Genomic DNA, 21,362 nt, shown 5'->3' with positions numbered 1-21,362 from the left:
TTTCGAGCAGAGGCTACTGATCGTCTGCCAACGGAGCGAGCAAAAACGGAAATTGACCGTCCGTTCCCGGTCACTGCCGGTGGCACGTGCCGTCGTTATCGAGCACTCCCGGACTCCCCGCCGCGGGGGGCGCACGCCGCCCCGCACCTACGACAAAGGGTCCGCCCCCTCCGTGCGGTGGAGAGGGGGCGGACCTGGTCGTGCGCGTCTGTGTCCCGTTGTTCCGGCTTGGGTGTCTCACTCCCTTCCGCGGTCTGAGCTGACTGGGGCGAGGCGATCGATCGACCCTGGGGAGGTGATCTCTACTTGGACGCGCCGACCGGCTTTCCGTCGGGCGAGACGGCGTACCACGTGCCGCCCACACCCTGACCGTTGGTCTCTCCGGGGGCCTTGTCACCGGAGAAGGTGTAGATGGGCCAGCAGTTGATGGTCATCTGCTTGGCGCCGTCGGGGCGGGTGAAGCCCATGAGGCCCTTCTTCTTGACGCCCTTGGTGTCGTCCGCCGCCACCGGCGAGACGACGGGCCACTTCTCCAGGCAGGCACCGGTGCAGTTGGACACCGGCTCGGGCCACGCCTTGTCCTTCAGGAAGCGGTAGACCGTCATGCCGTTCTTGTCGACGACGATCGGGCCGAGCTTGGCGTCGTTGCGGACCGACAGACCGGGCAGGTCGGAGACCGCGGCCTTCTTGCCGGTGGGCGCGGTCGCGAACCATGTGCCCTTCACACCCTCGCCGTTGGTGTCACCGGCCTTGGTGTCCTTGGCGAAGCGGTACATCGGCCAGCCGGCGATGGTCAGCTGCTTGGTGCCGTCGGCCCGGGTGACCTCGCCGACCAGGGACTTGTCGATGCCGGAGGCCACCGACGCGCCCTCGGCGGGAACCGGCGGCCACGTCTTGGCGCAGTCGCCGTCACAGGAGGACTTCGGCGGTTCGGCCGTGTCCTGGTCGAAGCGGTAAAGGGTGAAGCCCGCGCTGTCGGTGACGATCTTGCCGAGCTTCGCGTTGTCGGCGACGGTCAGCGCACCCGCGGACTGGCCGTTCGCGGAGGCGCTCGGGGCCGCCGTGGAGTCGGCGCCGTAGCCGTTCCCGGGGGTGGTGGAGAGGGAACCCAGTCCCCCCGGAGCAGCCGTCGCCCCCACGTTCTGGCTGCCCGTCGACTGGGTGCTTTCCTGACCGCACGCCGTCGTGAGCGCCAGCACGGCCGTAGCTGTCGCCACGAGGGAGGCGCTCCGCCAGGATGTCTTCATTCTCAACTCCAGCTGTCCGCTTGGGTGTTGCAGCGTCCTCTGGGCGCCGCGTATGGCCATAGGTACGGACGGGAGCGCTCGATGTGTTCAAGCGGGCCACAAATTTCTTTCGGGAATCCATGACGCTTCTCGGCCATCTGCCGGCAGGCGCCGTAACGGCCTCGCACAGAGGTGCTGAACTCGCGCCGGTCCGGACGTCGTTGCCGAAACCTCCCGAAGTGGGATCTCCCCCCTTCGGGCCAATTCGCCCTCGCCCGGGCGTGCGGGGAGACGGACCGGCCCATGATCTCCGTCGTGCATCGACCCGAACGGACCCGGTCCGCCCTCGTCAGAGGGGCATTGGCCGTGGTGACGGTGGCGTGGACCCTCATGGGCGCGGCTGCCCACACGGCGTCGGCCGACGCGTGCGCGTACGCCTCGACGGGCCCGGACGGCACGGCGGCGGTGGCGGTCGCGGGCGGCGGCCACCGGACCTTCCCCAGGCTCTTCGAGCCGGGGGCGCTCCCACCGCTGCCGTGTCAGCCCCCGAGCCCCACGCCCACTCCCACGCCTACGCCCACCCCCACGCCCGAGCCCACACCGCCTCCACCACCGCCGCCCGAGCCCGCTCCGCCTCCACCACCGCGGCCCGTACCGCCGCCACCGCCCCCGCACACGATGGCGCCGCGCCCCCGCCCGGCCCCCGTCCTCGCTCCCCCGCCCGCTCCCGAGCCGGCCCCGACGCCCCCGCCCCGCCCGAGTCCGCGCCCCTCGGCGCCCCCGGTGCACTACCCGGCGTACCACGCGGTGTCCCACCCCCGGCCGCCGCACGACGGTCCGTCGCCGCTCATCTTCACCCTGCTCATCGCCGCACCCGCGGTGTTCGCCATCGCCGCGCTGCGGCCCCGCTGACCCCCTGGAGGGACCTCTTGTCGGAATGGCTTGTTCTCACCCTCGCGATGGCGGCCGCCTGTGCCGTCGTGATCGTGGTGACCCTGGTACGGCAGCGCACGGCCGCCGTGGACGAGGATCCGTCCGAGACCCCCGATGTGATCGAGTACATGACGATGTGGATCGGGGTGGTCTACGCCATCGTGCTGGGTCTGGCCATCGCGGGCGTCTGGGAGGCCCGCAACGCCGCCCAGGACCACGTCCAGGCCGAGGCCCAGGCGCTGCACGAGATCTCGGAGCGGGTCCGGGTCTATCCGCCCGATGTACGCGACCGCATCCGAGCGGACGTCAACGTCTATGTCGGCCAGGTCGTCGGACCCGAGTGGAAGGCCATGGCCCACCAGGCCAAGGTGACCGGGCGCGGCGCGGACCTCCTCCAGCGGATCCGCCAGGACGTGACCGACTACAAGCCGCGGTCGGACTTCGAGGCGCAGGCCTACCAGCCCCTCCTCGACCAGGTCACCGCGGCCGACACGGCACGGACCGCCCGCGCCGACTCCACCGGCTCCACCATGCCGCCGGTGGTGTGGTTCGGGCTGATCGCCGGGGCGGTGATCACCATCGGGATGGTGTTCGCGCTGCAGATCCGGCGAACACCCCGCGAACTGGTCCTGGCCGGGCTCTTCTCCGCGCTGATCGCCTTCCTGCTCTTTCTGATCTGGGACTTCGACGCCCCCTACAGCCGGGGCATCACGGCCTCCTCGGAACCCTTCCTGGCCCTGTTCCCTCACCTGCCCGGGTGACGGACCCGCATCAGCACCCGCCGGGGCGGCGGGGACGGAACCAGGCGCTTCCGTTCCCGCCGCCCCGGTCGTCGTCCCCCGGCCTGTGAGACCGTCACCCGGCCCACAGGTTTGCCCCATTCGCACGACTCCAATCGCGCCCCGACATCATCTTTCCTAGCGTTTCGATCACCGGGGTGCATTTCAGGCGCAAGCGGAAGAGGTCCGCAGCACGGCTCCTCGGGGACCTGGAGGCTCACCATGCGCGCGATACGCGTCGCTTCGGTCGCACTGCTGGGCGTCACCGCCCTGGCCTGCACCGCGCCGGGATCCGTCGCCGGAGGGGGCGGGAACTACGACTCGTTCGGCTACGACCTGCAGCCCACGAGAATCGGCCCCGGTGAACGCGTCAACCTTCCCATACGGGGCTGTCAGGACAACGCCACCGTGTTCTCCGACGCCTTCGACACGGTCACCATTCCCAAGGGCCGATCGACTGCGACGGCCACCATCAACGGAAACGCCCGGCCCGGTGCCGACTACGACGTCACGTTCCAGTGCGGCCACCAGTCCGGCCACAAGCGGCTCGCCATCGCGGCGGGGAGCAAGAACGAGCGCCGTGACTCCGGTGGCGGCGGCGGGGGCAACGGGGGCGGCTTCTTCGGTGGGGGCGGGAACGGGGGCGGCGACTACGGGGGCGGTGGGGGCAACAGGGGCGGCTTCTTCGGTGGGGGCGGAAACGGAGGCGGCGGGAACGGGGGCGGCTGGGGCGGTGGCGGCGGGGGCGGCGAGGGGTCCTACGGACAGCACGGGGTGCGGGCCGGGGCCGGCGGCAGCATCGGCAGCTTCGACCCGAAGGAGATCGGGATCGGCGCGGCGCTCATCTCGGGTGCGCTCGGCACCGCCTGGTATCTGTCCCGTCGTCGTACCGCCCGGGACCAGTAGGGCGCGGTGACGGCCGCATCGAGAGGTGAGGGAGCATGTCCGAGCCGGAGCGACGTAAGAAGCGCGCCCCCTGGGGGGTGATCGCCCTCGTCCTGCTGACGGGCCTCGCCTGTGTCCGGCACGGTTCGGGAGAGTTCGCCGTGGGCCCGCCCCAGCCCGCTTCGGCGGTGGCCCCCGACTCCCCCGGCGGTGCGAGCCCCGGCTACACGGGGCCGGACGCCCTGCCCTACTCCGCGGCCGTCCGCGTCGGAATCCCGTCGCTCCACGTCGACGCCCCCGTCATCCCGGTCGCCGTGGACACCTCCGGCTGGGTGGACGCGCCGCCGCCCGACAACCCGGACCTCGCGGGTTGGTTCACCGGCTCGCCCACGCCCGGCGAGAAGGGCACCTCCGTGATCGTGGGCCATGTCGACAACAGCCAGGGGCCGGCCGTCTTCTACGGACTGGGCACGCTGAAGAAGGGCGACCGCGTCGAGGTCCGGCGCGTGGACGGCAGAACCGCCGTGTTCGAGGTGTACGGCGTCGAGGTGTTCAGCAAGGCGAACTTCCCCGGGGACCGGGTCTACGGCAGCAAGGGAGTCCCGGAGTTGCGCGTCATCACCTGCGGAGGAGCCTTCTCCGAGGAGAACGGGTACGCGGGCAACGTGGTGGTGTTCGCCCGGCTGGCCGCGGTGCGCTGACCGCCGCACCGCGGCCTGCGTACGGCCGGTTTCCTGCGGCGTGCATTCGTCCGATGCCCGACCGGTTCCGGACCAGGAGATTCCGATAGCCTCACAGAGTGACGGAACAGCACGCACAGGGGTTCGAGCGGGGCACGGACGGACCCAAGGTCATCGTCGTCGGCGTGGACGGCTCCGACTCCTCGCTCCGGGCGGCGGCGTACGCCGGGGGCCTGGCACGGCGGCAGCGCGCGCTGCTCGCGATCGTGTACGTGCAGCCCGTGATGGCGGCGGGGGCGGCGTTCGGGGTACCGGTGGCCGAGACGACGGACCAGATCGCGGAGGACGTCGTCACCTACATCCGTGAGGCCACCGAACGGGTCAAGGGCATATTCGAGGTGCGCTGGGAGTTCCACACCTTCCGCGGTGACCCCTACAACGGCCTGGTGAAGGCGGCCGACGAGCTCAAGGCGGACGCGGTCGTGGTCGGCGCGTCCGAGCAGGCCGGCCACCGGATCATCGGCTCGGTGGCGATCCGGCTGGTGAAGGCGGGGCGCTGGCCGGTCACGGTCGTGCCGTAGGAGAGCCGTTTCCGGGCGTCGCACGATCCGCCGGTGGACGGCAGGTAGCCCAACCAGGCCGTCACACGATCCGCCGGTGGACGGCAGGAAGCCCACCAGGCCGTCACACGATCCGCCGGTGGACGGCAGGTAGCCCAACCAGGCCGTCGCGGCGCCGTGCACGCGGTCTTCCGTCCTCGTCGGCCCTGCGCCATCATGATCAGCGGTCAGTCGCTTGCCGCCCGCGAAGAGGTGAGGCTCATGGCCAGGCTCAGGATGGGCGAGGGGATTCTCCGCCGCAAACCCGTCGAGCACATCGAGGAGACGGAGGCCCGCGAGGGCGCCGGGCTGGAGCGCTCGCTCGGCCTGTGGCAGCTCACCGCGATCGGCGTCGGCGGGATCATCGGCGCCGGCATCTTCACCCTCGCCGGCACGGTCGCGAACGGCACGGCGGGTCCCGCGGTCCTCGTGTCCTTCCTGATCGCCGGCGTGGCGAGCGCGGCCGCGGCGCTGTCGTACGCCGAGTTCGCCGGGCTCATCCCGAAGGCGGGCTCGGCGTACACCTATGGCTACGCGGTGCTCGGCGAGTACGCCGGCTGGTTCATCGGCTGGGACCTGCTGCTGGAGTACACGGCGATCGTGGCCGTGGTCGCCATCGGCATCTCCGGCTACTTCGGCTTCCTGGTCGGCGAGACGGGCGCGCATCTGCCGGCCTGGATGCTGGGTGCGCCCGGTACGGGGGCCGGGCACCGTGTCGATCTGTTCGCCGTCGTGCTGTGCCTGCTGATCGCCTATCTGTTGAACCTCGGCATCCGCAACGCGGCCCGCTTCGAGACGATCGTGGTGGCCCTGAAGGTGCTCGTCGTCGTGCTGGTGATCGGCGTCGGCGTGTTCCACATCGACAGCGCCCACTACCACCCGTTCTTCCCCTACGGCGTCGGCGGCGCGTTCACCGGTGCGGCCACCGTCTTCTTCGCGGTGTTCGGCTACGACGCCATGTCGACCGCGGCCGAGGAGTCCAAGGACGCGCAGCGCCATATGCCGAAGGCGATCATCTATTCGCTGGCGATCTCCATGGTGCTGTACGTGGCAGCCTGTCTGGTCCTCACGGGCATGCAGAGCTACCGGGACATCGACAAGGAGAGCGGCTTCGCCAGCGCGTTCAAGGCGGCCGGCCTGAGCGGTCTCGCCGACGTGATCGCGGTCGGCGCGATCATCGGCATCCTCACCGTGATGTTCACGTTCATGCTCGGCGTCACCCGGGTGTGGTTCTCGATGTCCCGGGACGGACTGCTGCCGCGGTGGTTCGCGAAGACGCATCCGACCCGCCGTGTGCCGACCCGCGTGACCTGGATCGTCGGGGTGGCGTCGGCCGCCATCGCCGGATTCCTTCCGATCGGGCAGGCGGCCGAACTCACCAACATCGGGATCTTGTTGGCGTTCGTGGTGGTGTGCACGGCGGTCATCGTGCTGCGCTGTCGGCGGCCGGATCTGCCGCGCACCTTCCGCACCCCGTGGATGCCGTTCGTACCGGCCCTCGGGGTGGTCTTCTCGATCTGGCTGATCACGTTTCTGCAGTGGCAGACCTGGGTGCGGTTCGCGGTGTGGTTCGTGATCGGGCAGGCCGTCTACTTCGGGTACTCGTACCGGCGCTCGGCGCTGGCAAGGGCGAGCGGCCCCTCCTGACCGCTCGCCGGACCGTTCACCGACGAACAGCGACCGTCCACCGCACGGTGCGGCGCACACCCTGTCCCGGGGACGCGGACCGCGTTGCCATACGGCCATGACGGCCGCAACCAGCACTGCCCCCGGGACGACCGCCGAGCACGAGCTGGCCGCACTGCAGCGCGAGCACGGGCGGCCCCTCTTCGCGCTGCTGCTCAGGCTCTGCGACGGCGACCGGCAGCGCGCCGAGGATCTGTCGCAGGAGACGTTCCTACGCGCCTGGCAACACCCCGAAGCGCTCCGCGCGCATGAATTCGACTCCGTGCGCCCCTGGCTGCTGACCGTCGGCCGGCGCCTTGCCATCGACGCGCGGCGGGCCCGCCAGGCGCGTCCCGCCGAGGTCGGGGACGGCGTGCCGGAGGGCGCGCGTGTGGTCGCCGACCACGCGGAGCGGTCTGCGGCGACGCTCGATGTGCGGGAGGCTGTGAAGACACTCACTCCCGAGCACCGGGAAGTCCTGGTGCAGGTGTATTTCCGCGGGGCGAGTGTGGCGGAGGCCGCCCGGACCCTGGGAATTCCGCCCGGTACGGTGAAGTCCCGCGCGTACTACGCGCTACGCGCTCTGCGCAGAGTTCTTCCGGGATACGCGGCCGACCTGCGGTGAAACCGAAGGCCGGGTCAAACCTCCGTAAAGCGCCTTGCTGCGGACCATGGTTGAGCAATCAGCTTGCTTCATCCGTGTTCCGAACCGGGGCCCGGGATCGGGCGACGCGCACGTACCGGAGGAAGGCAGGAAGGGATGCTGCACAGAGGCCAAGAGAGCACGGACGGCACCGGAGGCGGTGACCTGGCCGTCCCGATGGCGTGGCTGTACGCCGAGTACATCGCGGACGAACTGCTGCGGACCGGCGATCTCATGCCGCCCACGTCCTTCGAGTTCCGTGCCGGGCGCGACGCCCTGGCACTGACCATCTTCCTGTCCGACACCGGCGGCGAACTCCCCGGCATCCGGGTCGTCTCCCAGATGGAGACCTGGCTTTCGCTGACGGCGTACGACCAGCCGTGGGAGTACTGGGTGCGCGAGCGGATGGCGCAGCTGGCCGCCGAGGCGGCCCGGTCGGGCGGCCCGGCACCGGATCTGGACCTCGCCTCCGCGGCCTGGCGCTGGCTGGAGGAGACCGAGCTGCTCGCCCCTGACCTGGACGCGGTGCCCGGTTCCCTGGTGACCGGTGAGGACGACGGACCCCAGGTCTGGACGCCCGCCTGGCAGCTCGGACTCCCCCTGGGGCATCTCGCCATCCATCTTTTCTGAGCATCGGACCAATCCGCGGGGCCGACGGCTCCGAATGTCTTGGCCGCGATTCGGTAACGGCCTTGAGTGATTCGGGCGCCTGGTCCGTACCGGTGGGCAGCAACAGCACCATCCCCCACCCCGCTCACCGGCATGAGGATTTGGTATGAGGTCCCTGGAAAGCCATCGCGACGTCGGCGCCTACGCGCTCGGCGTGCTGGACGAGGCGGAAGCCTTCCGCTTCGAGGACCACCTCATGGAATGCCCTAGTTGTACAGCACATGTGACCGAGTTCGGGCCCGCCGCACGACAGTTGATGCTGTACCGGCGGGCGACCCCGCGGTCGGTCCACCCTTTCGCGGCCCCCGGGCCGCGAATGCTGGAGCGGCTGCTGGAGGAGGTGTCGACCAAGCACCGCACCCGGCGCAAGCGCTGGTTGTACGCGCTCGCGGCGTCCGTGGTGTTCGCGGTCGGCGGGGCCTCGGTGGCGCTGCTGGCCGGCCAGCAGGGCTCGTCCGCGGTCGCCGCGGCGATGACCGCGACCGACCCGGACACGGGGGTGTGGGCGAAGATCGACACGCAGGACCGGGACTGGGGCAGCCAGATCGCGGTGACGGTCAAGGACAAGTCCGGGCCGCACCCCTGCCGGCTCGTCGCGGTCGGCAAGGACGGCACGGAGCAGACGGTGACGAGCTGGATGGTGCCCTCGGACGACGGCGCGGCGACCACCGTGCAGGGCGGCGCGGCCCTCACCTCGGGGCAGATCGATCACTTCGAGGTGCGGACCGAGGACGGGAAGCACCTGGTCACGCTGAAGTCCCAGTGACCACCGGCGGCTACTTCAGCAGCCGTGACATCCTGCGGTCCGCGAGCGGCTTCCCGCCGGTCTGGCACGTCGGGCAGTACTGCAGCGAGGAGTCGCTGAAGGACACCTCGCGGATGGTGTCGCCGCACACCGGGCAGGGTTCCCCGGTGCGGCCGTGGACCCTGAGGCCGCTCTTCTTCTCCGCCTTCAGCCGCCCGGCCGCCAGACCGCGGGAGCGCTCGACCGCCTCCGTGAGCGTGGAGCGCAGCGCCTCGTACAGACGTCGGATCTCCTCGGGCGACAGCGACGACGCCAGTTCGAACGGGGACATCCCGGCCGCGTGCAGGATCTCGTCGCTGTAGGCGTTGCCGACGCCCGCGATCAGGCTCTGGTCGCGCAGCGCGCCCTTGATCTGTCGGCGCTCACCCGTCAGGAGCCTCGCGAGATGCTGCTCGTCGAAGTCGTCGGCCAGCGGGTCCGGCCCCAGCCGGGCCACTCCGGGTACCTCCTGGGGATCCCGGACGACGTACACCGCGAGCCGCTTCTGGGTGCCGGCCTCCGTCAGGTCGAAGCCCGCGCCCGTCTCCAGCGCGACCCGCAGGGCGAGCGGGCCCTTGCCGGGGCGGGGCGGTCCGTCGGGCAGGCGGTCGCGCCACTGGAGCCAGCCCGCGCGGGCCAGATGCGTGACGAGGTGCAGGCCGTCGGCCTGTAGGTCCAGGAACTTGCCGTAGCGGCGCACGCCCGTGATCTCGTGCCCCTCGACGGCGGTGACGGGCGGGTCGTACGTCTTGAGGACACTGATCGCGACGGGCAGCACCCGGACGACCTCGTGCCCGACGGCATGGTCGGTCAGGAAGTCCTTCAGGGCCTCGACCTCGGGCAGTTCCGGCATGTGTCCAGGGTGCCACCGGCCACCGAAGTCGCGCCCCGCGCCCGGCTCAGCGGCGCGGCGCGACCTTGAACTCGGCCCAGACGGCCTTGCCGCCGCCGCGTGACTCCACGCCCCACGCGTCCGCGAGCTGGTCGACGAGCAGCAGGCCCCGGCCCGAGGTGCCCCAGCAGCCCGCGTCCCGGCGGCGGGGCAGCGCACTGGAGGAGTCCTCGACCTCCACCCGGAGCCTGCGGTCGTGGCCGGTGATGACCCGCAGGGTGACGATCGCCGAGCCGTCGGTGTGCATGAGGACGTTGGTGATCAGTTCGTCGGCGACGAGTTCGATCTCGTCGGACCGCTCACCGGCGCCCCAGGAGCGGACGGCGGTGCGGATCATTCGGCGGGCCCCGACGAGGGCCTCCGGGTCGCCCGGCGCGACATGCTGCTGCTGGCGCCCCCCGGAGCGCTGGCTCAGGCTCCCGCGTCGCAGCAGCAACAGGGCCACATCGTCGTCTCCGCACCGTTCCGCGGCCGCGTCGATCAGCAGGTCGGCGAGGTCGTGCACATCGTCCGGGCCGCCGCAGACGAGATCCAGCAGGGTCTGTACGCCCTCGGAGAGGTCGGTGCCCGGCTGTTCGACCAGACCGTCGGTGCACAGCAGCAGGCTCTGGCCCGGTTCCAGCTCGACCGTGGTGACCGGGTAGGCGAGCCGGCCGAACTCCGCGGACAGGCCGAGGGGCAGCCCGCCCTCGACGGCCAGCGGCCGGCAGGATCCCTGGGCCGTCCGCAGCATCGGGTCGATGTGCCCGGCCCGGACCAGCTGCACCACCCCGGTGGACAGATCGGCCTCGGCGTAGAGGCAGGTCGCGAAGCGCTGGGTGTCGAGTTCCCGGAGGAAGACCGAGGCGCGCGCCATCACGGTGGCCGGGTTGTGGCCCTCGGCGGCGTACGCGCGCAGCACGATCCGCAGCTGGCCCATGACGGCGGCCGCGTGCGCGTCATGGCCCTGGACGTCGCCGATGACCGCACCGACCCGGCCGCCCGGCAGCGGGACGATGTCGTACCAGTCGCCGCCGATGTCCCGGCCGAACGCCGCCGAGCGGTAGCGGACGGCGATGTCGGCGCCGGGCACGCTGGGGATGGAGCGCGGCAGCATCGCCTGCTGGAGGCCCTGCGCGAGGTCCTTCTCCTGCTCGTAGAACATGGCCCGCTGGAGGCTCTGCGCGATGCTGCCGGCCAGGGTGAGCAGGACGTTGCGCTCCTCCGGGGTGAAGCCGCTCCGGTCGTCGTAGAGCAGTCCCATCGCGCCGATGGGGCGTGCCTGGACGATCAGCGGCATATAGGCGGCCGAGGTGATGTGCAGGTCGGTGAGGTCCGGCCACAGGATCGGGTAGCGCTCGGCGAACTCCTGCGGGGACTCGATGAACCGGGGGCTGAGGGTGCGGATCACCTCGCCCATCGGGTAGGGCTCGTCGATGCGGGTGACCTGGGTGCCCGGTACGGAGGCGGCCGTGGGACCCTCGGCGACCAGCCGGATACGGCCGCCCTCCACGAGGCCCACGACGAGGCTGGCGGCGCCCAGGTGGGTGAGTCCCCGGGCGTCCTTCAGGACGTCGATGACGTCCTGGACGGTGCGGGCGTGGGCGAGCGCCGCGGTGGTGGCCTGGACGACGTCCGTCTGCCGGCGCAGGGCCTTGTCCTGCAGGGCCTGGTCGGCGCGCGCCTGGCTGTCGCGCAGCTCCTGGGTGGCGTCGCGGACGATGCCGATGATGCGGCGCGGCCGGCCCGCCTCGTCCCGCCGGATGTAGCCCTGGGTGTGGGTCCAGCGCAAGGTGCCGTCGCGGCAGCGGAGGCGGAAGTAGGCGCCGTAGTTCTCGCTGCCGTCCTTGATGGCCCGGGCGATGAGGGCGTCGAGGCGCTGGCTCTCGTGCCGCGGGACCCTGTCCGCCAGGGTGGTGAGACGGCCGTCGAACTCCTCGGCGCGCATCTCGAAGATCTCATGGGCCCGGGCGTCCATGTGGATGAGTCCGGTGTCGAGGTCCCAGTCGAAGCTGCCCATGCGATTGAGTGCCAGGATCGGGTCCGGGTGGACCGGCCAGTTCTCCGGGAGTGCCAGCGCGCTCGCTCCCCGCTCAGCCATGGGGCCACCATGCCAGGGATTGCGCGAATCTTCGAGTCCTGTCCGCTCCTCTCCGCGGGGCCGGACAGGGGATGCGGGAGGGCCGCCCGCGCGCCGTGCGCGTCCCACCGGCCCCGGCGGGACACCGGGGTCACACTGGAGGGAGAGGAGCCCTCGCCGTGGACTGGTTCGTCGCACCGGAGTACTGGCTGAGCCGGCTGGTCTTCCAGCGGGCCCTGGCGGTCGTGTACCTCGTCGCCTTCCTCACCGCGGCCCTGCAGTTCCGGGCGCTGATGGGAGAGCGCGGGATGCTGCCGGTGCCGCGTTTCGTCGCCCGGGTCTCCTTCCGGCAGGCACCCAGTGTCTTCCACCTCCACTACTCGGACCGCTTCTTCGCCGCCTGCTCGTGGGCGGGGTGCGCGGTGTCGGCGGCACTGGTGGCCGGGCTCGACTCGCAGGTGCCGCTGTGGGCCGCGATGGTGCTCTGGCTGATCCCCTGGGCGCTGTATCTGTCGATCGTCAACGTGGGCCAGACCTGGTACTCGTTCGGCTGGGAGTCCTTGCTGCTGGAGGTCGGCTTCCTCGCGGTGTTCCTGGGCAACGACGAGATCGCCCCGCCGGTCGTCGTGCTGTTCCTGCTGCGCTGGGTCCTGTTCCGGGTGGAGTTCGGCGCGGGGCTCATCAAGATCCGCGGTGACGCCTGCTGGCGGCGGCTGACCTGTCTGGACTATCACCATGAGACCCAGCCCATGCCGGGTCCGCTGAGCTGGTTCTTCCACCATCTGCCGAAGCCGCTGCACCGGGCGGAGGTGGCGGCCAACCATGTCACCCAGCTGATCGTCCCGGTGCTGCTGTTCACCCCGCAGCCGATCGCGACGGCCGCCGCGGCCCTGATGATCGCGACACAGCTGTGGCTGGTGCTGTCCGGCAACTTCGCCTGGCTGAACTGGATCACCATCGTGCTGGCCCTGTCGGCGGTCCGGTACTCCGCCGGCGCCCCCGCGGTGGCCGGGCCGCCGCTGTGGTACGAGGTCCTGGTGCTGGTGGTCGCCGCGGGTCTGGTCTGCCTCAGCTACCACCCCGTCCGCAACATGATCTCGCGCGGCCAGATCATGAACCGCTCCTTCGACCCGCTGCATCTCGTCAACACGTACGGGGCGTTCGGCAGCGTGAGCCGGACGCGCTACGAGGTCGTGGTCGAGGGCACGGCCGACGATGTGCCGCGCGAGGACTCCGACTGGCGGGAGTACGAGTTCAAGGGCAAGCCGGGCGATCCACGGCACTGGCCACGCCAGTTCGCCCCGTACCATCTGCGGCTCGACTGGCTGATGTGGTTCGCGGCGCTCTCCCCCGCGTACGCCGGGTCCTGGTTCGGCGGCCTGGTCGAACGCCTCCTGGAGAACGACCCGGACACGCTACGGCTGCTGCGCCGCTCCCCGTTCCCCGCGGACGCGCCGCCGCGCTTCGTACGGGCCGGTCTGTACCGCTACCGATACACCACCTGGCGCGAGCTGTGGGAGACGGGGGCGTGCTGGGACCGGACGTTCGTCCGCGAGTACCTGCCGCCGACCCGGCTGGCCACCCCGATGGCTCAGAGGCGGTAGACGCGCCGGGCGGTGCCCTCGAAGACCTGTGCGCGGTCGTCGGCGCCGAGGCCCAGGGTGAGCTGCTCGGCGGTGCGGAGCACCTCCCCGTAGGAGGCGGCCGGTGTGCACACCGGCCAGTCGGAGCCGAACATGATCCGCTCGGGGCCGAAGGAGTCCAGCACGGTGTCGGCGTACGGGCGCAGGTCCGCCGGTGTCCATGTCGTCCAGTCGGCCTCGGTGACCATCCCGGAGAGCTTGCACACCGTGTTCGGCAGGGCGGCCAGCGCCCGCACCTGCGACGCCCAGGGTTCGAGGGCCCCGGCGGCGATGGGCGGCTTGCCCAGGTGGTCGAGGACGAAGGTCAGCCCGGGATGGGCGGCGGCCGCCCGGGCGCAGGCCGGGAGTTGACGGGGCAGGACCAGCAGGTCGTACACCAGTCCGGCGTCGGCGACCGCGGCCAGGCCCCGCCGTACGTCGGCGCGCAGCAGCCACTCGGGGTCCGGCTCGCCCTGGACCTGGTGACGGATCCCGCGCAGATGCGCACCGCCCGGCAGTTCGCGCAGCCGGGCCAGGGTCTCGGCCACGCCGGGCTCCGTCAGGTCCGTCCAGCCGACGACCCCGGCGACGAGGGGGTGCTCCTCGGCCAGGGCCAGGAACTCCGGCGTCTCCTCGGCGACGGTGACCGTCTGCACCAGCACGGTACGGTCGACGCCCGCTGCCCGTGCCTCGGGTGCGAGGTCCGCGAGGGTGAAGTTCCGGCGCAGCGGCGCGAGGGCGCTGCCCGTGATCCAGTCCTGGTCGCGGACGGACAGGTCCCACACGTGGTGGTGGGCGTCGACGGTCACGGCAGCTCCCATACGACGGGCAGGGAGGCCTCGGCTCCGTCGGAGGAGTAGTCGTGCACGACATCGAGCAGCTGCGCCATCCGCGCCTGCCAGGCGATGTTGACCGGGAGTCGCTCCAACTCGGCCAGGAGCCTTTGGTAGTCCTCGCACTCCAGGACATGGAAGAGGTCCGTGCCGCTGCGCCAGATCGTCCAGGAGGAGGCTCCGGCGGCCCGGATCGCCTCCGTCAGCTCCTTCGGCACCTCGCGGTGAGCGGCCTCGTACTCCTCGACGCGGTCGGCCCGGACCTTGGTGTGCAGGGCGACTCTCATGACCTCTCCTCGGCCCCCTGGGCGGGTCCGCCGCCCTGCGGCCCGGTCCTCGGCTCGTGCGACGGATCCTGTACGGGGACGGGGGCCTCGGCCGGCAGGAGGTCCGCGTCCTTGAGTTCCTGCCAGAAGCCCGCCGGTACGGTGGCCGCGAACTGCTCGGCGCAGTCGGTGACCTCGGCCGCCGAGCGGGTCCCCACGAGGACGCTCGCGACGGCGGGGTGGGCGGCGCAGAAGGCCAGCGCCGCCGCCCGCACCGTGGTGCCGTGCCGTGCGGCGAGGGTCTGGATCCGCAGGGCGCGGTCGAGCAACTCCTGCGGTGCCGCCATGTAATTGTAGGTGGCGCCCGGCCGTGGATCGGCCAGCAGACCCGAGTTGAAGGCTCCGCCGATGACGACCGACACCCCGCGTTCGACGGCCGCGGGCAGCAGGGTGGTCAGCGCGCTCTGGTCGAGCAGGGTGTAGCGGCCCGCGCAGAGCACCACGTCCACATCCGTCTCACGGATGAACCGGGTAAGCATCGCGGTCTGGTTCATGCCCGCGCCGATCGCGCCCACCACGCCCTCACCGCGCAGCTTCTCCAGCGCCGGACAGCCCTCGCGGAAGGCCTGTTCGGCGTGGTCGTCCGGGTCGTGGAGGTACACGACGTCCACCCGGTCCAGGCCGAGCCGTTGCAGGCTGTCCTCCAGGCTGCGCCGTATGCCGTCCGCGCTGAAGTCCCAGACACGCCTGTGGGTGGCGGGTACGGCGAAGCCGTTGGCCAGGTCGTCGCCGCCGCCGGTCGTGGGCTCCAGGACGCGGCCCACCTTGGTGGACAGGGTGTACGCGGCGCGGGGGTAGGCGCGCAGGGCCGCGCCGAGGCGCCGTTCGGACAGGCCGAGGCCGTAGTGCGGGGCGGTGTCGAAGGCGCGGATGCCGCTCTGCCAGGCGGCCTGGACCGCCTCGTAGGCCTGCTCCCCGCTCACCTCGGAGTAGAGGTTGCCGATGCCGGCGGCGCCGAAGGCCAGTGCGCTGACCTCGACCCCGCTCTTGCCGAGGCGGTTCACCGGCCGGCCGGGCGCAGTCGCAGGCCCTGCATCCCGCCGTCCACGGCGAGAGCGGTGCCGGTGGTGGCGGCGGACAGGGGGCTCGCCAGATAGGCGATGGCGCCCGCGACCTCGGCGGCGGTGACCAGGCGGCCGGTGGGCTGCCGGGCCTCGAGGGCCGCGCGTTCGGCGACCGGGTCGGCTGCCGCGTCCAGCAGCCGGCCGACCCAGGGGGTGTCGACGGTACCCGGGTTGACGCAGTTGACGCGGATCCCCTCGCGGACGTGGTCGGCGGCCATGGCGAGGGTCAGCGACAGGACGGCACCCTTGCTCGCGCTGTACAGGGCCCGCTGCGGCAGCCCGGCCGTGGCCGCGATGGAGCAGGTGTTGACGATCGCGGCGTGGGCGGAGGCACGCAGCCGGGGCAGAGCGGCACGGGTCGTGCGGACGATGCCGAGGACATTGACGTCGAGCACCCGGTGCCAGGCGTCGTCGTCGTTGTCCTCGACGGTGCCCCGGGCTCCGACGCCCGCGTTGTTGACGAGGACGTCCAGCCCGCCGAGGTCGGCCGCGGCGTCGCTCACCGCCGTGCGCACGGAGGCGTCGTCGGTGACGTCGGCCCGGTACCCGAGCAGCGGTTTGTCGACCGACGAAGGGTCGAGGTCGAGGACCGCCACCCGGGCGCCGCGCGCCGCCAGCAGGTCCGCGGTGGCCCGTCCGATGCCGGAGGCCCCGCCGGTCACCAGGGCCCTGAGCCCCTCGAAGTCGCTCATGCCGCATGCCCCTTCTTCCGGTCGAGGTCGGCGGCCCAGAAGGCACCGCCGGGGAACGTGTACTGCGCGAGGGAGCCGGGCCGCATCGCCGCCGAGAAGCCCGGTGCGGTGGGTGCCGTGTAGTGGCCCCCGCTGATCACCACGGGGTCGAGGAAGTGCTCGTGCAGATGGTCCACGTACTCGATGACCCGGTCGTCGGTGGTGCCCGAGAGCGCGACGAAGTCGAACATCGACAGATGCTGGACGAGTTCGCAGAGTCCGACCCCGCCCGCGTGCGGGCACACCGGCACCCCGAACTTCGCGGCCAGCAGCAGGATCGCGAGGTTCTCGTTGACGCCGCCGACGCGGGCCGCGTCGATCTGGAGGACGTCGATGGCACCGGCCTGGAGAAGCTGTTTGAAGACGATGCGGTTCTGCACATGCTCGCCGGTGGCGACCTTCACCGGGGCCACGGCCTCACGGATCGCGGCGTGGCCGAGCACGTCGTCGGGGCTGGTGGGCTCCTCGATCCAGTACGGCTCGAACGCGGCGAGCGCCCGGGTCCAGGTGATCGCCTCGTCGACGTTCCAGCGCTGGTTGGCGTCGACGGCGATCCGGATGTCCGGTCCGACGGCCGACCTCGCCGCCCGGCACCGCCGCACGTCGTCGTCGAGGTCCGCGCCCACCTTCAGTTTGATCTGCCGGAAGCCGTCCGCGACGGCCTGCACCGCCAGCCGGGTGAGCTTGTCGTCGCTGTAGCCCAGCCAGCCCGGGGAGGTGGTGTAGGCGGGGTAGCCCTGGGCGAGCAGCCGGCCGGCGCGTTCCGGGGCGCCCTCCTTGCCGCGCCGCAGCAGCTCCAGGGCCTCCTGCGGGGTGAGCGCGTCGGTGATGTAGCGGAAGTCGATCTGGCGGACCAGCCACTCCGGTTCGGCCTCCGCGAGCAGCCGCCACAGGGGCTTGCCCGCACGCTTGGCGGCCATGTCCCACACCGCGTTGACGACCGCCCCGATCGCCATGTGCATCACGCCCTTCTCGGGCCCCAGCCAGCGGAGCTGGCTGTCGGAGATCAGGGCGTGGAAGACCGAGCCCGGGTCGTCGCAGACCTCGTCGACGGCTCTGCCGACCACGTGTCCGCGCAGCGCCTCGATCGCCGCGACCTGGACGTCGTTGCCCCGCCCGATGGTGAAGGTGAACCCGTGTCCCTCCAGGCCGTCCGCGGCGTCCGTGCGCAGCACGAGGTAGGCGGCCGAGTAGTCGGGGTCGGGGTTCATCGCGTCGGAGCCGTCGAGCTCGCGCGAGGTGGGGAAACGGATGTCGAAGGTGTCGACCGCGGTGATACGGGCGGCAGTTGGGGACACGGGAGGCCTTTCGGTCCGGGACACGGGGTCGTACACGGGATCGCACGTCGTACGGCGCCTATGACGGGGAGTCTGGTCAGTCCTGGGCACGGCCCGTCGTCACCCGGGCGATCATGAGGGCGACGAGGATGATTCCGCCGTAGATGGCCTGGATCCAGAACGAGGGCACCTGGGCGAGGGTGAGCAGGTTCTGTACGACGCCCAGGAGGAGCACACCGGTCAGGGCGCCGAACATGGTGCCCTTGCCCCCGTCGAGGCTGATGCCGCCGATGACCGCGGCCGCGAACACCGTGAAGATCATGTTGTTGCCCTGGTTGGCGCTGATCGCGCCGACGTACCCGGTCTGCATGACGCCTCCGACGGAGGCCAGGCAGCCGGCCACGACGAACACGCCGAGCATCACGCGCTCGACGCGGATGCCGGCCGCGCGCGCGGCGTCCGCGTTGCCGCCGATGGCGTAGAGGGCGCGGCCGACGCGGTGGTAGCGCAGCACGAGGCCGGCGACGGCGAAGGCCAGTGCCGCGAGCCACACGGACAGCGGGACGCGCAGGAAGGTCGTCGTGGCCAGGGTGAAGAACGCGTCGGGCATCCCGAACAGGGTCTTGCCCTTGGTGGCGCCGACCAGCAGACCGCGCAGCACGATCAGCATCGCGAGGGTGACGATGAAGGCGTTCAGCTTGAACTTCACCACGAGGACGCCGTTGAAGGCGCCGATGACGGCGCCGACGACGAGGATCGCGACGAGAGCGACCGCGGTGGGCAGTTCGGTGCCCCAGCCGGACTCGGCGGCGGGCAGCACCAGCAGGGCGCCCACCGCCGGCGCGATGCCGACCACGGACTCCAGGGACAGGTCGAACTTGCCGGTGATCAGCACGAGCGACTCGGCGAGCACGACCATCGCGAGAGCCGCGGAGGCGCCGAGGATCGAGATGATGTTGCGTTCGGTGAGAAACGAGTCGTTGACGAACGCGCCCAGCACCATCAGCAGCAACAGGGCGGGGACCAGGGCGAGTTCGCGGGCCCGGCGGAGCAGGACGGCCTTGGCCGAACGAGGGTCGGGCACCGGGACGGGGGTGAGCGGCGGCGCCTTGGTGTCAGCCATGGTCCACTCCTTCGATGGAGGCGATCAGCTCGTGGTCGTGCCAGCCCGCCGGGTGCTCGGCGACGATCCGGCCGTGGAAGAGGACGAGGACGCGGTCGCAGCGCCGCAGGTCGTCGAGTTCGTCCGAGACGACGAGCACGGCGGTGCCGTCCTCGCGGGCGCTGTCCATCCGCGCCAGCAGCGACTCCTTGGACTTCACGTCGACGCCCGCGGTGGGGTTGATGAGGACGAGCAGCCGTGGGTCGGAGGCGAGGGCGCGGGCCATGACGACCTTCTGCGCGTTGCCTCCGGAGAGGTCGGAGACGGGCTGGTCGGGGCCCTCGGCGTGGATGTCGAGGCGTTCGATCAGCTCGGTGGCGAAGCCGCGCCTGCGCCGGGTGCCGACGAGCCCGTAGCGGCCGAGACGGCCGAGGACGCTCAGGGTCGCGTTGTCCCCGACGGTCATCGCGGACACGAGTCCCTGTTCGTGCCGGTCGCGGGGCACACAGCCGACGCCCGCCGCGAGCGCGGCGCCCACGTCGCCGAACGGGAGCGGTCTGCCGTCGAGCCGGGCCGAGCCGCCGGTGGGGGTGTGCAGCCCGGCGAGGGTCTCGGCGAGTTCGATCTTTCCGCTGCCGCTGGAGCCGGCGAGTCCGACGACCTCGCCGTGTCGGACGGTGAGGTCGATGTCCTCGTACGCCTGTCCGGTGAGCCCGTCGGTGTCCAGGGCCACCGGTGCGTCGTCGGCCACGGTGTCCCGGGCGCCCGTCGAGCGTTCGGCGACGGCCTGTCCCGCCATGGCCTCGACGAGGGCCGCGCGCGGGAGGTCGGCGACCGGGGCGGTGGTGATCCAGCGGGCGTCGCGCAGGACCGTGACGGCCTGGCAGACCTCGTAGACCTCCTGGAGGTGGTGCGAGATGAACAGGAAGGTGACGCCGGAGTCCTGGAGCGCCCGCATACGGGTGAACAGGCGCTCGATCTCACGGTTGTCGAGCTGTGCGGTCGGCTCGTCGAGGATGATGAAACGGGCGCCGAAGCTGAGCGCCCGGGCGATCTCCACCATCTGCCGGTCCTCGACCTTGAGGTCGGCGGTACGGGCCTCCGGGTCCACGTGCACGTCCCAGGTGCCGAGGACCTCGGCGGCCTCCTCCTTGAGCCTGCGCCAGCTGATGAGTCCGGCGCGGCCGGTCGGCTGCCGATTGATGAACAGGTTCTCGGCGACCGTGAGTTCGGGGACGACCGTGGGTTTCTGGTAGACGCAGGCGACCTTGCGGCGCCAGGCGTCCCGGTCGGCGAGCGGGGGTGCCGGCTCGCCGTCGAAGAGCACCGTGCCCTCGTCGGGGGCCTGGAGGCCGGTGAGCACGTTGACCAGCGTGGACTTGCCGGCGCCGTTGCGGCCGACGAGGGCGTGGGACTCGCCGGGGAGCACGGTCAGCTGTCCGTCCTGAAGGGCGACCGTGGGGCCGTACCGCTTGACGATGCCCCGCGCCTGCACGAGTGGGGTGCTCATTTGACCGTGTTGCCCCAGAGCTTGGGGTCGTCGACGTTCTCCTTGGTGACCAGCGGGGCGGGCAGCTGGTCCTCCAGGATGCCGCTGGGCAGTTTGACGATCATCGAGCCGTGGTCGGTGGGGCCGGGCTTGAACGTCTTCCCCTCCATCGCGGCCTTGATGTAGTACATGCCGTACTGGGCGTAGGCGTCGGCGGGCTGCGAGACCGTGGCGTCGATCTCGCCCTTGCGGATGGCGTCGAACTCCTGCGGGATGCCGTCGTTGGAGACGATGGCGATGTGGCCCTTCTGGCCCGCCGCCTTCAGCATGTTCTTGGACTTGAGGGTCTGCAGCGTGGGCGCGAGATAGACGCCGCCGGCCTGCAGATAGATGCCCTTGATGTCGGGGTCGGCGTTCAGCAGCGTGTCGAGCTTGGAGGCCGCGGTGTCGGACTCCCACTTGGCGGGGATCTCCAGCACCTTCAGCTTCGGGTACTTCTTCTCGGCGCACGCGCGGAACGCCTCGGAACGGTCGCGGCCGTTGACGGACGCCAGGTCGCCCATGATCTGCACGACCTTGCCGCTGGTGATGTGCCGGCCGAGGTAGTCGCAGGCCTTCTCGCCGTAGGCGACGTTGTCTGCGCGTACGACCATCGCGACCTTGCCCTTGTCGGGCGCAACGTCGACGGCGACCACGGGGACGCCCTTGCGTTCGGCCTGGTCGAGCCCGGCCTGGATGGCGGCGCTGTCGAGCGGGGCGACGACCAGTCCCTTCACGCCCTGGTTGAGTTCGTTGTTGATGTCGGTGATCTGCTGCGAGGGGTCGCTGTTGGAGTTGACGGTCTTCAGGGCGTCGACGCCCTCGGACCTCGCCATCTTGGGCACATAGTCGTTGTAGGACTGCCAGAACGGCGAGGTCAGCAGGGGCAGGATCACTCCGACCTTGCCGCTGCCGCCGCCTGTGGCGCCGGCGGCGCCGTCGTCCTTGGTGCTGCCGCATCCCGTGAGCGCCAGGGCGCCGCAGGCGGCCGCAGCCGTCGCGCGCACCGCCCACGCGGAGATTCGCCTGCCGTGCCGTTCGTTGCGCCCTGTCCTGACAGCCATC

General features: G+C 71.3%; 21 protein-coding genes. 10 read left to right on the top strand and 11 right to left on the bottom strand.

Annotated elements, in window-relative coordinates:
* Positions 1-302 precede the first annotated feature (302 nt).
* Positions 303-1,247 (bottom strand): SCO0930 family lipoprotein, encoded by a 945-nt coding sequence (locus ACFY2Z_RS23995; RefSeq protein WP_390746141.1) that lies wholly within the window; start codon positions 1,245-1,247, stop codon positions 303-305.
* Between the two features lie 294 nt (positions 1,248-1,541).
* On the opposite strand from ACFY2Z_RS23995, the gene ACFY2Z_RS23990 reads away from it, so the two are divergent.
* The 9 genes from ACFY2Z_RS23990 to ACFY2Z_RS23950 all read left to right on the top strand — a co-directional run bounded on the left by ACFY2Z_RS23990 (position 1,542) and on the right by ACFY2Z_RS23950 (position 8,845).
* Complete coding sequence (locus ACFY2Z_RS23990) at positions 1,542-2,138, top strand: hypothetical protein (RefSeq protein WP_390746140.1); 597 nt, start codon at positions 1,542-1,544, stop codon at positions 2,136-2,138.
* 17 nt (positions 2,139-2,155) lie between these two features.
* Entirely contained in the window at positions 2,156-2,920 is a 765-nt protein-coding gene (locus ACFY2Z_RS23985) for a hypothetical protein (protein ID WP_390746139.1), read from the top strand.
* A 240-nt stretch (positions 2,921-3,160) separates the two neighbouring features.
* A complete protein-coding gene (locus ACFY2Z_RS23980) occupies positions 3,161-3,844 on the top strand; it encodes a hypothetical protein (RefSeq protein ID WP_390746138.1) in 684 nt (227 codons plus the stop codon).
* Between the two features lie 35 nt (positions 3,845-3,879).
* Positions 3,880-4,524, top strand: coding sequence for a class F sortase (locus ACFY2Z_RS23975; protein WP_390746137.1), 645 nt, complete (start codon positions 3,880-3,882; stop codon positions 4,522-4,524).
* Positions 4,525-4,622: 98 nt separating this feature from the next.
* Entirely contained in the window at positions 4,623-5,084 is a 462-nt protein-coding gene (locus ACFY2Z_RS23970; RefSeq protein ID WP_365165760.1) for a universal stress protein, read from the top strand.
* Positions 5,085-5,324: 240 nt separating this feature from the next.
* Complete coding sequence (locus ACFY2Z_RS23965; protein ID WP_390746136.1) at positions 5,325-6,749, top strand: amino acid permease; 1,425 nt, start codon at positions 5,325-5,327, stop codon at positions 6,747-6,749.
* 97 nt (positions 6,750-6,846) lie between these two features.
* Positions 6,847-7,392 carry a sigma-70 family RNA polymerase sigma factor gene (locus tag ACFY2Z_RS23960; RefSeq protein ID WP_390746135.1) on the top strand — a complete coding sequence of 182 codons (546 nt, stop codon included), beginning with the start codon at positions 6,847-6,849 and terminating at the stop codon, positions 7,390-7,392.
* Between the two features lie 135 nt (positions 7,393-7,527).
* A complete protein-coding gene (locus ACFY2Z_RS23955) occupies positions 7,528-8,040 on the top strand; it encodes a hypothetical protein (protein WP_390746134.1) in 513 nt (170 codons plus the stop codon).
* Positions 8,041-8,185: 145 nt separating this feature from the next.
* A complete protein-coding gene (locus tag ACFY2Z_RS23950; protein ID WP_390746133.1) occupies positions 8,186-8,845 on the top strand; it encodes a zf-HC2 domain-containing protein in 660 nt (219 codons plus the stop codon).
* A 10-nt stretch (positions 8,846-8,855) separates the two neighbouring features.
* Here ACFY2Z_RS23950 and ACFY2Z_RS23945 read toward each other — a convergent pair whose 3' ends face one another.
* Positions 8,856-9,716 carry an Fpg/Nei family DNA glycosylase gene (locus tag ACFY2Z_RS23945; protein WP_390746132.1) on the bottom strand — a complete coding sequence of 287 codons (861 nt, stop codon included), beginning with the start codon at positions 9,714-9,716 and terminating at the stop codon, positions 8,856-8,858.
* Positions 9,717-9,762: 46 nt separating this feature from the next.
* Complete coding sequence (locus ACFY2Z_RS23940) at positions 9,763-11,835, bottom strand: SpoIIE family protein phosphatase (RefSeq protein WP_390746131.1); 2,073 nt, start codon at positions 11,833-11,835, stop codon at positions 9,763-9,765.
* Positions 11,836-11,993: 158 nt separating this feature from the next.
* On the opposite strand from ACFY2Z_RS23940, the gene ACFY2Z_RS23935 reads away from it, so the two are divergent.
* Positions 11,994-13,418, top strand: a complete 1,425-nt coding sequence (locus ACFY2Z_RS23935) for a lipase maturation factor family protein (protein WP_390746130.1) — start codon at positions 11,994-11,996, stop codon at positions 13,416-13,418.
* Here the strand turns inward: ACFY2Z_RS23935 and ACFY2Z_RS23930 are convergent.
* The 8 genes from ACFY2Z_RS23930 to ACFY2Z_RS23895 form a co-directional block, all read right to left on the bottom strand.
* Positions 13,406-14,257, bottom strand: a complete 852-nt coding sequence (locus ACFY2Z_RS23930; RefSeq protein WP_390746129.1) for an amidohydrolase family protein — start codon at positions 14,255-14,257, stop codon at positions 13,406-13,408. The two genes, ACFY2Z_RS23935 and ACFY2Z_RS23930, sit on opposite strands and share 13 nt — an antisense overlap.
* Positions 14,242-14,556 carry an L-rhamnose mutarotase gene (locus ACFY2Z_RS23925; protein ID WP_390746128.1) on the bottom strand — a complete coding sequence of 105 codons (315 nt, stop codon included), beginning with the start codon at positions 14,554-14,556 and terminating at the stop codon, positions 14,242-14,244. The genes ACFY2Z_RS23930 and ACFY2Z_RS23925 overlap by 16 nt, the downstream gene beginning before the upstream one ends.
* Positions 14,553-15,599: an aldo/keto reductase gene (locus ACFY2Z_RS23920; protein ID WP_390746127.1), complete on the bottom strand. Its 1,047-nt coding sequence runs from the start codon at positions 15,597-15,599 to the stop codon at positions 14,553-14,555. The genes ACFY2Z_RS23925 and ACFY2Z_RS23920 overlap by 4 nt, the downstream gene beginning before the upstream one ends.
* The gene (locus tag ACFY2Z_RS23915) at positions 15,596-16,351 is read right to left on the bottom strand and encodes an SDR family NAD(P)-dependent oxidoreductase (RefSeq protein ID WP_390746126.1); all 756 of its coding nucleotides are present in this window, start codon (positions 16,349-16,351) and stop codon (positions 15,596-15,598) included. The genes ACFY2Z_RS23920 and ACFY2Z_RS23915 overlap by 4 nt, the downstream gene beginning before the upstream one ends.
* Complete coding sequence (locus tag ACFY2Z_RS23910) at positions 16,348-17,688, bottom strand: L-fuconate dehydratase (RefSeq protein ID WP_390746125.1); 1,341 nt, start codon at positions 17,686-17,688, stop codon at positions 16,348-16,350. Before ACFY2Z_RS23910 ends, ACFY2Z_RS23915 begins: the two co-directional genes overlap by 4 nt.
* Before the next feature lie 76 nt (positions 17,689-17,764).
* Entirely contained in the window at positions 17,765-18,790 is a 1,026-nt protein-coding gene (locus tag ACFY2Z_RS23905) for an ABC transporter permease (protein ID WP_390746124.1), read from the bottom strand.
* Entirely contained in the window at positions 18,783-20,279 is a 1,497-nt protein-coding gene (locus ACFY2Z_RS23900; RefSeq protein ID WP_390746123.1) for a sugar ABC transporter ATP-binding protein, read from the bottom strand. Before ACFY2Z_RS23900 ends, ACFY2Z_RS23905 begins: the two co-directional genes overlap by 8 nt.
* Complete coding sequence (locus ACFY2Z_RS23895) at positions 20,276-21,361, bottom strand: sugar ABC transporter substrate-binding protein (protein ID WP_390746122.1); 1,086 nt, start codon at positions 21,359-21,361, stop codon at positions 20,276-20,278. Before ACFY2Z_RS23895 ends, ACFY2Z_RS23900 begins: the two co-directional genes overlap by 4 nt.
* Position 21,362 lies beyond the last annotated feature (1 nt).

It is taken from the genome of Streptomyces sp. NPDC001222 (genome assembly GCF_042896945.1).
Lineage (GTDB): Bacteria > Actinomycetota > Actinomycetes > Streptomycetales > Streptomycetaceae > Streptomyces > Streptomyces gibsoniae.
The sequence above is the reverse complement of the archived record's forward strand: the minus strand, read 5'-3'. Positions and strand labels throughout refer to the sequence as shown.